This is a genomic window from Rhizobium acaciae, assembly GCF_025941625.1.
GTDB classification, from domain to species: domain Bacteria; phylum Pseudomonadota; class Alphaproteobacteria; order Rhizobiales; family Rhizobiaceae; genus Rhizobium; species Rhizobium acaciae.
The window spans coordinates 272,779-285,286 of the sequence record NZ_JAPCZO010000001.1; the positions used below are offsets into that span (position 1 = coordinate 272,779).

Genomic DNA, 12,508 nt, shown 5'->3' on the forward strand with positions numbered 1-12,508 from the left:
TTCATGGAATTGCAACACAAATCCCATCGCAATTGTGCGGTGCAAATAGCAGGCGAGATGAACGCCGGCAGACTGCAACATTCACGCGAGGTTAATCCCCGACTTCCTAGAACCGGAACAAATCGGCGGCTCGGCAATTGCCATTCCGTCCTTTCGCCTCAATGCGAAGCTAGGGGCGGAACCAGGGCCTAGCGGCCTCAAGAAGCTCAAACAGGATCGAGGAAACCCGATGGGCATGAAATCAAGATTGTTCGCGAGCGCGGCTTTTCCGTTGCTTTCTTTCTCGCTGATTCTGCAGCCGGCAACGGCGATGGCTGCCGTGCGCGACGTCGCGACGCAGGCATCGGCCGTGCGGCAGGCCGAGCAAGGCAGCTTCGAGGTGGCGCAGGATGCGCCTTCCGAGGAGGAACTGCTGAAGAAGAAGCGCAAGCAGCAGGAGGAAGCCCCGGCCGAAAAGGCGCCGGCCGCCGAAAAGCCGGCGCAGCAGGAAGCGCCCGCGGAAAAGCCGAAGGCTGAGCGCAAGGAAGCTCCGGCGCCCGAACCCAAGGCAGAGCCCGTACCGCCCAAGGCCGAAGCGGCGCCGAAAGAGGAGCCTGCTCCGCAGCCGGAAAGCAAGCCGGCGCGGAAAGCCAAGTCGGAAGCCCAGCCCGAGGCAAAGCCGGAGGCCGAGCAGCCGGTAACCCAGGAAAAGCCGAAGAAGCCGAAGAAGACTGAAGCCCAGCAGGCCGAGCCCGAACAGCAGCCGGCAGCAAAGGAAGCTCAGCCGGAAGCCGAGCAGGCACAGCCCGAAGCCAAGCCGGAAGGCGGCAAACGGGATAAAGGACAAGACAAGGCCCAGAGCCGGGATAAAGGCAAGGGCAAGGCTGAGAAAGAAGCTCAGCCTGCCGGTCCCGACGCCGTGACGCCGACTGCGGAAACGGCCAAGCCCGAAGCCACGCCTGAGGCAAAACCCGCCGCCGAGGCGCCGGCCGAGAAAAAGCCGACAAAGGGCGAGACTGCAGCCCCCGCAGACAAGGCACCCACAGACAAGGCAACCGAAGGCAAGGCGACCGAGGACAAGGCGGCAGCACCCGAAGCCGCACCCGCCGAAAAGCCCAAGGATGGCACGGCGGCAAAGCCTGCCGGTGAACAGCCCGCCGGCGCACAGCCGACCGCGCCCGCGACTGACACTGCCCAGCCGTTGCCGGATGCCAGCGGCGGCCAGCAGGTGGAGCAGGCCATTCCGGCGCCGGAAAAGGTTTCACCCGAGGAGCTGGAGCGCCGCAAGAAGATCGCCGCAGATCCGGCCAAGAGCAACGAAACCGTTGTGCTGCCGGTGGAGAACGGTGCGGCCGTGCTCGACAGTGACAAGGATGCCGACCGCAGCAAGGGCCGGGAAGGCCGCCGTGATCGCGACAGGCAGCGCGCCGACAGCCAGGAGGTGAAGGTGCCGACCTCGGATGCCGACGCACAGGCTTTGAGCGGCGCCAAAGCGCCGGCGCCGGTCAAGCTCGAGGCGGTGACCCGCGAGAAGGGCAGGAAGCTAGACGAGCGGCCGCGGTTCGTCCGTCCTGACGGCGCGCGCTTCGACGACCGCGGCGACGACAGCCGTGTGATCATCCAGTACGATAACCGAACGATCGTGCGCGGCGATGACGACAGGCGCTTCCTGCGCGACGGCGAACGACCGAGCTACGAAGAGCTCTCCGGCGACCGGTACCGCGAGACGATCACGCGGCCGGAAGGCTATCGTATCGTGACGATCCGCAACCGCTACGGCGACATCATCCAGCGGTCGCGCGTCGATGCCCGCGGACGCGAGGACGTGCTCTATTATTCGCAGGACCTCTATGACGATCCGGACCGCGACTATTTCGAGGATCCGGGCGCCGACCTGCCGCCGATGCGGCTGCGCGTGCCGCTCAGCGACTACATCATCGACACCCGCAGCGACCCGAACCGGGACTATTACGAGTTCCTGAGCGAGCCGCCCGTTGAGCCTGTGGAACGTGTCTATTCGCTCGACGAGGTGAAGTATTCGGCCCGCATCCGCGACAAGGTGCGCCGCATCGACCTTGACACGATCACTTTCGCGACCGGCAGCGCCGAGATCCCGATGACCCAGGCGCGCACGTTGCGCAAGGTCGCCGACGCGATCAGCCAGGTGCTCGAGAAGGATCCGAGCGAAACCTTCCTGATCGAGGGGCATACGGATGCTGTCGGCTCAGACCAGAGCAACCTGATCCTCTCCGACCAGCGGGCGGAATCGGTCGCCAACGTGCTCTCCGACGTCTACGGCATCGCGCCGGAGAACTTGGCGACGCAGGGCTATGGCGAGAACTACCTGAAGGTCAACACGTCGGCTCCTGAGCAGGAAAACCGCCGCGTCACCATCCGCCGCGTCACGGCACTGGTCCGCCCGGTCGCTGCCAACAGGTAATGATGTTGCCCCTCCCCATTTCCGGGGAGGGGCATCTCGGTCTTGCTTCTTCTTTCCAACTGGCTTGAAGGGTGATTGAGACGGGTGGCTCGCTCCTTCGTCTCCCCAGCGGGATGGTGCCGGCAGCAGAGCGGATTGTCGTCGATCATCGGAGGCATTGCGACGCCCTTTAGCGGCTATGCGGGACTGCCGACGCCCCGTATCTTTGAATTCATACGGCGCAGATCGCGATGTCCGAATGTCCTTTTGGGGGATTTCCGTAGAAGTTCACAGTGCTTTCTAGCCCACCGTGTCTCCGGTACTTTTAAGGAAAAAATGCATTTTTTGAGTATCAATTGGAACGCTAATCCTATCATCCGGGCCAACGCGCGATGACGCGTGGATCTGGGCCGTAAAGGCCGCTGACCCGACCTTGCCGATCGCCAGTGTATATGGACCGAGGGGCTCGATATCGGCGACATGAAGGCTCACAGTTGAAACGTTGGAATCCCCAACCATAGTATGTTCCGGACGGATCCCGAGAACCACTGACTGTCCCACTGCCGCCGAAAGGCTCTCGGCTCTTTGTGTGGGAATCGGAATGTCGACCCCACCTTCGGTTTGGAAGGCAATTCCACCGGCGTTTTGCACAAGTTGCCCCTCGATGAAGTTCATGCTTGGCGAGCCGATGAAGGCAGCAACGAAGAGGTTCTTCGGAGATTCGTAAAGGGTGATCGGATCAGCGGCCTGTTCGATCCGCCCTTGATTCATAACCACGACCCGATCTGCCATCGTCATCGCCTCTACCTGATCATGTGTAACGTACACGATCGTGGTTTTGAGCCTGCGGTGTAGGAGCTTGATTTCTGTCCGCATTTCAATGCGCAATTTAGCGTCGAGGTTGGACAGTGGTTCGTCGAACAGGAACACATCCGGCTGGCGAACGATCGCTCGGCCAATCGCCACACGTTGGCGTTGGCCACCTGAGAGCGCGTTCGGCTTGCGTTTCAAATAGTCACCGAGATTGAGAATGCGCGCCGCATTTGCAACGGCGGCGTCGATGTCCTGCTTCGGCGTTCCGCGCACCTTCATGCCGTAGCCGATGTTTTCGGCGACTGTCATATGCGGATAGAGCGCGTAATTCTGAAACACCATCGAGCAATTGCGCAGACCCGGGCGCAGCGCAGTAACGTCCCGCTCGCCGATACGGATTTCCCCTGACGTCGTCTGTTCCAGCCCCGCGATCATCCGCAGGGTGGTTGTCTTCCCGCAGCCGGAAGGCCCGACAAGAACCACGAATTCCTTGTCGGCAATTGCCAAATCGAGCGGAGGAATGACCTCAACGCTACCAAAGGATTTGGTGACCTGATCCAAACGCACCTGGGACATGCTGTAACCTTTTCATGAGAATTCCATCGCCTGGCCCAGCGCATCGGCCCGAAAATCGGAATCGATTTTCGGAAAGCACGATGCGAGGATTGAAAGAGTTAGAGCGTCCTTCGTCCGAAAGGACGCACGGCGCTCTAAGCGGCGATGGTTTGCTTCTTCTTTCAACGATGTCTGATCTCATCCCGGCACCGCCGGGATGAGATGTTGAGGATGGGCTTACTTCGCAGGCAGGCCCATCGACGAACGATAGGCTGCCAGTTGCTTGTCGCGGCCGAACTCGTCCGTCAGCTTGTTCCATCCGGCAGCCACGGTATCCAGCGCCTGCTGCGGCGTCACCTCTCCAGCCAATGCCTTGGAAAGCTCGATTTCGAGAATTTCCGTATAGGAGAAATAGCCCGGCAGGCGCATGTCGAGCGCCGTGTTCTTGGCGGTCACCGCGTCCTTCTGGCTTCCAAGATATTCCTTGGCCTCACGCTCGGAAAAGATCTTCGACCACAACGCCGTATTTGTCGTGTGCGAAAGACGGTAAGGATTGACGCCTGTGCCGCCGGTGATGGCCGCTTGACCGGAAACCGCCGGGCTCGTCAGGAACTGGATATAGTTCCAAGCTGCCTCCTGGTTCTTGGAAGACGACGGAACAGCCGCCTGCCAACCGCCGAAGGCCATGAAGGAAGTCTGGACGACCTCTGGCTGCTTGTCCCACTTCTTGGTCTTGTAGTTCCAGATCTCGTCGGAGCCCGGCAGCGATGCCGAACCGACGCTGCCAGCAACCTTCGACTGTTTCGGGTCGGCGGCGATGACGCCGGTATCGCCCCAACCGATCGATTCCGCGACCTGGCCACCGGCAAAGGCCGCGTTCACTTCGCCGAACGAGAAGTTCAACGCATTTGGCGGCGCCAGTTTCGAAGCGCGAATATATTCCTCCAGGCCGCGTACCCAGCCCGGATTGTTGACCTGTGCATCCATCGTATCCGGATCGAAGAACATGCCGCCGGGATTGTCGGGATGGCTGGTGTATCCCGCCACGTGACTGAACAGGAACCAGAATTGCTGGCCACCACGGCGGAAGGCTTCCGCCGTGCCCCAGAGGCCCTTGTCCGGCTGCTGGAAGAATTCGGCGATGTCGAGATACTGCTTCCATGTCTTCGGCGGGGCCAGATCGTAGCCATACTTCGCCTTGAAGGCGCTCTGGTTTTCCGCGTTTTCAAACAGATCAATGCGGTAGGTATAGGTATGGGCGTCACCGTCCATGGTCTGCGACAGGACCTTGCCGTTCCAGACCATGAGTTGCTCGCGGTAAACCGGCGCGATGTCGTCCCAGTCGGCACCTGATTGCATCGCCTTGGGCATTTCCGAGAGAAAATCTGTGAAGTCCGGTGCCCAGGCCGGCGCAAAGGCGACCACGTCGAACGTGTCTTCGCCGGAGGTCAACGAGGTTACGATTTTCGGATAGAGTTCCGACCACGGAAATTCGACGACATTCACCTTGCCGCAGGTCTTTTCTTCCCAGCCCTTGGCCGCGAGTTGCAGCGCAGAGGCGATATAGGGGCCTGTCTGCGTCGTGGCGGTGAGCGTGACACCGGTGTAGTCCGGCTCGCACGCGAGCGCGGATGTGACGCCCGCCGCAGCAAGTAGTCCTGCGGCCGTTGAACTCAATAGCAATCTTCTCATGTTTTCCTCCCCGGAATTGAACAATGACTAGGCTTGTCGAACGGTCACTTTATTGCTCCTAAAAGCAGGCCAGACCGCATCAGCCTGCTCAAAATGCCCGCCATGACGACCATGGGTATGATCGCGACCAAGGCGGCTGCCGATATCGACCACCACTCGTCGCCGCGCTGGCTGTTTTGCCCTGCGACGAGAATGGGAAGTGTCTGCCATTTGGAACTGGTCAGGAATAGTGCGAACAGGAACTCGTTCCAGACGAAGGCGAGCGTGATCATGAATGTCGCGATCAGGCCCGGCTTGGACATGGGCAGGACGATACCGAAGAAAATTCTCCACGACGGCACATTGTCGACCATCGCCGCCTCTTCGACTTCAACCGGCAGTGCCGCAAAGAAATCGCGCATCAGCCAGATCACGATCGGCAGCGAGAAGGCGACATAGGCGAAGGTGAGGCCTGTATAGGTGTCCACCAGCTTGAACCCCAACTTGCCCATTTCCGTATACATCAGGAACAGGGCAAAGGCGGCGACGATCGGCGGAAACATGCGCTGGCTGACGAACCAGAAGACGATATCATCATTGCCGAGGAGTGGCCCCGGAAGCCTGATACGGCTGGAGCCGATGGCGAGCGCAAGCGCGGCGACAAAGGCGTAGATCAGCGAAATAGCCTGTCCGTAGCCCAGAACATGACGGCCAAGCAGATATCCGCCGAAGGCAACAACGACGAAAATCACCCCGGACAGCAGCTTCACCTCGAAGGTGAAGCGCACCAGCGCATAGGCTGCCATCGAACCGATGAAGGTGGCCAGCACCGATGCGGATAGCCCGATGATCGTCGAGGCGATGAAGGTGTTGTAGAACTGGCCGCGCGCGCCGGACAGAAGCTCGCTCCAGGCTGTCAGCGTCGGGTCGAAATCGACGAACGGAATATAGGTCGGTCCGCCGACGACGCCGAGCGGCGACTTGAACGAGGTGATCGCCACCCAGTAAAGCGGAAAGAAGGTGAAGGCGAGCCAGAGCAGGCAGCCTGCGAGCGCCCACCAGCGGCCGGATCCTTTGAGGTCGCGCACGCTCATTTGTGCTTCTCCAGATAGGGCTTCAGGATGGCGAGATAGACGAGCCCGATCACGGTAATGACGATCAGGAACAGGAAGGACAGGGCGGAGGTGTAGCCGAGGTTGAACTTCTTGAAGCCCTCCTGATACGCGAACAGGGTGAGCGTTTCAGTCGAAATGCCAGGCCCTCCGCCTGTCATGACGAACACCGTGTCGATGATCTTGTAGCTCTCGATGAGGCGGATGAAGACCACAGCCACCGAAATCGGCAGCATCATCGGGAAAGTGATCCCCCAGAACTGCTGCCAGGGGCTGGCATTTTCAAGCGCGGCAGCTTCGTAGACGTCCTCCGGCAGGGTTTGCAACCCGGCAAGAAGCATAAGGATGACGAAGGGTGTCCACTGCCACACTTCGACGGAAATAATGGCGCCGATAGCCCATCTGGTCTGCGTCAGAAACGGCAGGTTGGGAAAACCGAAGACGGTCATCAGCTCATTGAGCGGGCCCATCGTGGGATTGAGGATCTGGCGGGCAATGAGTGCAACGGCAACGGGCGCTACCAGCATTGGCACCAGGAAGCTGACCCGGAACAAACCTTCGCCGGGCACCCGACGGTTGAGCGCCAGCGCCACGGAAAAACCGATGACATACTGCAGCGTCACCGCGATAAAAGCGATGATCGTCGTCGTCCAGGCGACATTCCAGAAGCGCGGATTCTGAAGCAGTTCCGTATAGTTGCCGAAGCCGACGAAACGCGCGGGGATCGGCGGCACGAGCCGCAGGCTCATGAAGCTGGTGGTCAGCGAATAGATCAGCGGGAAGATCGAGATCACCAGCACGATCAGCAGCGCCGGCCAGATGAAGAAGTGTTTGATCGGATCGTTGCGGGTCATGCAGCGCCTCCTTTCTGGAGAAGCGCCTCGATTTCCTCGATCTTCGGCATTGCAGGTGCGGTACCCCGCCGCGTCACCGCAATACCGGCGGTCGCGCAGCCGAAACGCACGGCCTCGACCGGACTAGCGCCCCGCGAGAGCGCTGCCGAGAAGCCACCGACAAATGCGTCGCCGGCGCCGGTGGTATCGATGACTGCTCCCGACGAGACCGCCGGAACATGAACCGATTGCCCGGCCGTATGATACAACACACCGCGACCACCCAGGGTGATCAGCGCGGCTTTCACGCCCTTGGCAAGTAAGGCGTCGCCAGCCCGTCTGGCGTCGTCGAGTGTGTCGAGCGGAAAACCGAGGATGGCGGCTGCCTCGGTTTCGTTTGGCACGATATAGTCGCAGAGCGGGTAGATCGTGTCCGGAAACGGCTCGGCCGGCGCTGGATTGAAAACAGTGGTAACGCCGGCCGCATGGGCGATTTCGAGGGCGCGCTGCGCCGCTTCGGCCGGTTGTTCAAGCTGAGTCACGAAGACAGCCGATTGCTCGATGGTTTCGCGTGCCGCCTCAACATCGCTTACGTCGATGGTGCCTGCGGCACCTGGATAGACGATGATCGCATTGTCGCCGTTACCGTCATTGACGTAGATGAAGGCAGCGCCGGTCGGCATATCGTCCATCTGTACAACCTTCGGCGTCACGCCTGCTTCCGCATAGGTCTTCAGCGCCATATCGCCGAACGTGTCGCGGCCGATCTTCGAGATGAAGGAGACTGTTCCACCGGCGCGGGCAGCAGCGACAGCCTGGTTGGATCCCTTGCCGCCCGGGCCTACTGCAAAACCGGTCCCGGTGATGGTCTCGCCAACATTTGGCATGCGCTTGGCCAGATAGGCCGTGTCGGCGACGAAAATCCCGAGGATCGAAACACCCAGCTTCATTATCGTTTCCCCTCAAACGGTTTCCGGCGGAATGACGCCTTTGGTGAAGAGGAAGCAGCCGTAGAAGCGGTTTTCGCCCGTGGTGATGACGCAATAGGCCTTTTTTGCCTCCTCATAGAAGGCGAAACGCTCGATGCCGTACATCGGCGCCGGCTTGCCCTCGGCGCCGTCGATAACGGCCTGGACTTCCTGCTGCACTGGAGGGATCTCGTCCGGCGCGCCCATGATTTCCATTCGCCCGGCAGACGGCTGCAACGGCGTATCCAGCGGCATCACCGAAAGAATAGCTTTGATGGCGCGGGCAGTAGACACATTGTCTATGCGCAACAGCTTGCCGAGCACCGTTTGCCGGGCAATGGAATCCGAAGGAAAATTGGTGTCGGAAACGACGACTGTGTCGCCATGCCCCATGGACCGGAGCGCGTGCAGCACGTCCGCATTCAGAGCCGGATCGATATTTTTCAGCATGAAAATCCTCCCTTAATTGCACCATTTCGCAGCACCTCATGCCGCAAAACAGGGCCCAATAACCGCAGCTCCGTTACAGCTCTGCGATTCCCTCAAATTCCGTCGTTCTCGCCTGCCGGTACGGTTCTCCTCCCGCCCGGATGACCAGAGTTGGAGCCCTTATTCCCCGTAGGGGATCCAGATATTCTTCACATCCACAGCGCGGCGAAGGTATAGCGCGCCTTCGGCAGCGGCTCTGTCCATCCAGTCCGTCGCCTTGCCATTGTCCACGAAGGTTCGCTTGAGATTGCCCGAAGACAGCTTCTCCACCGTCGTCGAAAGTTCCGCCGAGCCGAAGGTCCACAACGCATCAACGTCATTGTGCGCGGCAAGGATCTTTGCCAGTTCGATCGCCGACCCGGTGACGATATTGACCACACCGGCAGGCAGATCCGACGTTTCCAGAACGGAATAGAAATCCGTGGCCGAAAGCGGGAAGGCCTCACTCGGCACGGCGACGACACGATTGCCGGTGGCAATCAACGGCGCAATCAGACTGATAAAGCCGAGCAGTGGCGCTTCCGGCGGGCAAATGACGCCAACGACGCCGATGGCTTCCAGCATGGCCAGTGCAACGCCGCGAAGCGGCGGCTGATGAATGCCGCCTTCATATTTGTCCGCCCAGGCTGCGTAGGTGAAGAGACGGGAAATCGCGGCGTCGACCTCGGCGTTTGCATTGGCTGCGGAGGCTCCGGTCATCGCTGTTATCCGCGAGGCGAACTCGTCGGCGCGGCCACTGAGGTTTTCGGCGATGTAATAGAGAATCTGGGCGCGGTTATGAGTGGTCGCATTCGACCAGGCGGACGCGGCCTGTGCGGCAACCACCGCATTGCGGATGTCCTTGCGGTTGCCTTCGCCGACCTCCCCGATCGCCTTGCCCTTGGGTGAGGCGATGACACGGGAATAATTGCCGTCCGGGCGTGCCTGCTTGCCGCCGATGAAGAGCTTTGCCGTCCGGTCGATGCTTGGCAGGGTAAAATCGCCGGCAACCGGCTTTACTTGCGAAAGTGCGGGCATTGCTGCGCGCGCCTTGCGACCGACCCAAGCCTTCGGCTTCAGATATTCGTAGCAACCTTCGCGTCCGCCTTCGCGGCCGAATCCGGATTCGCGCTTGCCGCCAAAACCGACGGCGGCATCGAAAAGATTGGTAGCATTCACCCAGACCACGCCGGCTGCAAGCTTTGCCGCAACGTTCAGCGCCAAGCCGATCGTCTCGCTCCAGACGCTGGCGGCGAGGCCGTAGCGGGTGTGATTGGCAAGCTGGATAGCCTCTTCCGGTGTCCGGAAAGTCATGGAGACCGCAACCGGCCCGAAGATTTCCTCGGTCGCGACGATCGATGTCGGCTGCACGCCGCTCAGAAGCGTCGGCGGGTAGAAGCTGCCGCCCTTCGGCAGGTCGATCTTGGCCTGATGCAGCGTCGCGCCTTCTGAAACTCCCTTTTTCACCAGCGCTTCGATACGCGTCAATTGCACGGGCGCGATGATCGCACCCATATCGATGCACTTGTCCAAAGGCTGACCGACCCGCAATGTCTCCATCCGGCGCTTCAGCCGCTCGTGGAAAAGATCGGCAATGCCTTCCTGGACCAGAAGCCGCGAACCGGCGCAGCAGACCTGTCCCTGGTTGAACCAGATCGCGTCGACCACGCCTTCCACGGCGCCGTCGATATCGGCGTCGTCAAAAACCACGAAAGGGGACTTGCCGCCGAGTTCCAGCGTCAACGATTTGCCGCTACCTGCGGTCCGCTCGCGAATAACGCGCCCGACTTCGGTCGATCCGGTAAAGGCAATTTTGTCGATATCCTCATGCGCGACGAGCAGTGCGCCTGTTTCGCCTTCTCCGGTCACGATATTGAGCACGCCCGGCGGAAGGCCCGCCGCCGATGCCAGTTCGGCAAAGAGAAGCGCCGTCAGCGACGTGAATTCCGCAGGCTTCAGGATGACGGTGTTGCCGAGCGCCAAAGCCGGCGCCACTTTCCAGGCGAGCATCAGGAATGGGAAATTCCACGGGATGATCTGGCCGACGACGCCGACCGGCACATGATCGGCAAATTCCGTGTCCTGGATTTGCGCCCATCCGGCGTGATGATAGAAATGACGGGCTGCCAGGGGCACGTCGAGATCGCGGGTTTCGCGGATCGGCTTGCCGTTGTCGATTGCCTCGACCACAGCAATCAGACGTGCATGGCGCTGGATCATCCGGGCAAGTGCATAGAGATGGCGCGCCCGCGCATGGCCCGGCAATCGCGCCCATGAGGCCTGTGCCTTGCGGGCCGCAGCAACCGCGTTGTCCACATCCGCCGCGCCGCCGTTCGCGAGCTTCGCCAGGACCTTGCCGGTGGCTGGCTCGAACGTGTCGAAGTTCTTGCCCGACGCGGAGGGCACGAATGCGCCATTGATGAAGTGACCGAAACCGGAAGCGTGGCGCGCCAGCCAATCGCGAGCTTCGATATCGGATTCAGGGGCGGGGCCGTATGACATTTCGTCGAAATACTTTGCAACAGTCATCTGGATCATCCAATCGGGTGTCTGTTGAGGGCCGAATAGGCACCGGTGACGTGATGCTCCAGCTGCCGCTCGATATCCGCAAGCAGGCTTGATGCACCGATGCGGAAGAGATCGGACTCCAGCCACTCGCGCCCCAGTTCGTCCTTCATCAGGAACTGGTAGTTCAACACGTCCTTCGCCGCGGAAATGCCTCCGGCCGGCTTGTAGCCGATTTTGATACCGGTGCGCTCCTGATAGGCGCGGATCGCCCGCAGCATGGTCAATGTCACGGCCAGCGTCGCATTGACGCCTTCCTTGCCGGTCGAGGTCTTGATGAAATCGGCTCCCGCCATCATGCAGACCAGCGAGGCCCTGGTGACATTGCGGAGCGTCTTCAGGTCGCCGGTCGCCAGAATGGCTTTGACATGCGCATCACCGCAGGCGGCGCGATATTCTTTCATTTCCTCGTAGAGTGCCGTCCAGTTGCCGGTCAGCACATGCTCGCGGGTGATGACGATGTCGATTTCCTTCGCGCCATCGGCAACTGACGCCTCGATTTCCTTGACCTTGAGGTGGTGCGGGCTGAGGCCGGCAGGGAAACCGGTCGAAACCGCGGCGACCGGAATGCCGGAATCCCCGAGTGCTTCGACGGCCGTTGCAACAAAACGATGATAGACGCAGATGGCGCCGGTGGTGATCGAACGGCCGCTCATGCCAAGCGAATCCAGAATGTCGGCACGTATCGGATTCATCGCCTTCGCGCATAACCGCTTGACGCGCTCGGGAGTATCGTCGCCGTTCAGCGTCGTCAGATCGATGCAGGTAACCGCCTTCAGGAGCCAAGCCGCCTGTGCGTCTTTTTTGACGGTTCGGCGCCCGGGAAGCGAGGCTACGCGGCGCTCGGTGGCAGACAGGTTGACCCGGGTGTCAAGCACCCACGACAGGTCGAGTTCCATACCGGTATTGCGCGGCCGGTTATGGGTGCCGCCCGGCAAGCGCGAAGGGCCTCCATGATGCGTCGCGTTTGCCGCATTGTGAACAGCAACGGTTTCCAACTAGAATCCTCCCGATCCGAGCGTGAAGATCCTGTTGCCATCAGTGCAGATGCACGCGGAGAAGCTTCACGACTGGCTCAAATGTGATTTTTTTTTCACTGTTTGTGAAGTTTGCATCACTGCGCCG

General features: G+C 60.6%; 9 protein-coding genes. 1 reads left to right on the plus strand and 8 read right to left on the minus strand.

The window, feature by feature from the left end; all coding sequences use genetic code 11:
* Window positions 1–229 precede the first annotated feature (229 nt).
* Entirely contained in the window at window positions 230–2,419 is a 2,190-nt protein-coding gene (locus OLZ32_RS01445; RefSeq protein WP_264395362.1) for an OmpA family protein, read from the plus strand.
* 279 nt (window positions 2,420–2,698) lie between these two features.
* On the opposite strand, the gene OLZ32_RS01450 is transcribed toward OLZ32_RS01445, so the two are convergent.
* The 8 genes from OLZ32_RS01450 to deoC form a co-directional block, all read right to left on the minus strand.
* Window positions 2,699–3,787, minus strand: coding sequence for an ABC transporter ATP-binding protein (locus OLZ32_RS01450; RefSeq protein WP_264395363.1), 1,089 nt, complete (start codon window positions 3,785–3,787; stop codon window positions 2,699–2,701).
* Between the two features lie 216 nt (window positions 3,788–4,003).
* The gene (locus tag OLZ32_RS01455) at window positions 4,004–5,458 is read right to left on the minus strand and encodes an extracellular solute-binding protein (protein ID WP_003540328.1); all 1,455 of its coding nucleotides are present in this window, start codon (window positions 5,456–5,458) and stop codon (window positions 4,004–4,006) included.
* 44 nt (window positions 5,459–5,502) lie between these two features.
* Complete coding sequence (locus OLZ32_RS01460) at window positions 5,503–6,531, minus strand: carbohydrate ABC transporter permease (protein ID WP_003540326.1); 1,029 nt, start codon at window positions 6,529–6,531, stop codon at window positions 5,503–5,505.
* The gene (locus tag OLZ32_RS01465) at window positions 6,528–7,403 is read right to left on the minus strand and encodes a carbohydrate ABC transporter permease (RefSeq protein ID WP_017988548.1); all 876 of its coding nucleotides are present in this window, start codon (window positions 7,401–7,403) and stop codon (window positions 6,528–6,530) included. Before OLZ32_RS01465 ends, OLZ32_RS01460 begins: the two co-directional genes overlap by 4 nt.
* Complete coding sequence (gene rbsK / locus OLZ32_RS01470) at window positions 7,400–8,332, minus strand: ribokinase (protein WP_017988547.1); 933 nt, start codon at window positions 8,330–8,332, stop codon at window positions 7,400–7,402. Before rbsK ends, OLZ32_RS01465 begins: the two co-directional genes overlap by 4 nt.
* Window positions 8,333–8,344: 12 nt before the next feature.
* On the minus strand, window positions 8,345–8,800 hold the full coding sequence (locus OLZ32_RS01475; RefSeq protein ID WP_017988546.1) for an RbsD/FucU family protein: 456 nt from the start codon (window positions 8,798–8,800) through the stop codon (window positions 8,345–8,347).
* A gap of 159 nt (window positions 8,801–8,959) precedes the next feature.
* Window positions 8,960–11,347: an aldehyde dehydrogenase family protein gene (locus OLZ32_RS01480; RefSeq protein WP_264395364.1), complete on the minus strand. Its 2,388-nt coding sequence runs from the start codon at window positions 11,345–11,347 to the stop codon at window positions 8,960–8,962.
* Window positions 11,348–11,352: 5 nt separating this feature from the next.
* Entirely contained in the window at window positions 11,353–12,381 is a 1,029-nt protein-coding gene (gene deoC, locus OLZ32_RS01485; protein WP_017988544.1) for a deoxyribose-phosphate aldolase, read from the minus strand.
* Window positions 12,382–12,508: the final 127 nt, after the last annotated feature.

Coding starts and splice junctions, on each gene's coding strand:
- OLZ32_RS01465 (WP_017988548.1), bottom strand. CDS start 7,403: ATGACCCGCAACGATCCGATCAAACACTTCTTCATCTGGCCGGCGCTG.
- OLZ32_RS01445 (WP_264395362.1), top strand. CDS start 230: ATGGGCATGAAATCAAGATTGTTCGCGAGCGCGGCTTTTCCGTTGCTT.
- OLZ32_RS01450 (WP_264395363.1), bottom strand. CDS start 3,787: ATGTCCCAGGTGCGTTTGGATCAGGTCACCAAATCCTTTGGTAGCGTT.
- OLZ32_RS01475 (WP_017988546.1), bottom strand. CDS start 8,800: ATGCTGAAAAATATCGATCCGGCTCTGAATGCGGACGTGCTGCACGCG.
- OLZ32_RS01480 (WP_264395364.1), bottom strand. CDS start 11,347: ATGACTGTTGCAAAGTATTTCGACGAAATGTCATACGGCCCCGCCCCT.
- OLZ32_RS01455 (WP_003540328.1), bottom strand. CDS start 5,458: ATGAGAAGATTGCTATTGAGTTCAACGGCCGCAGGACTACTTGCTGCG.
- OLZ32_RS01460 (WP_003540326.1), bottom strand. CDS start 6,531: ATGAGCGTGCGCGACCTCAAAGGATCCGGCCGCTGGTGGGCGCTCGCA.
- rbsK (WP_017988547.1), bottom strand. CDS start 8,332: ATGAAGCTGGGTGTTTCGATCCTCGGGATTTTCGTCGCCGACACGGCC.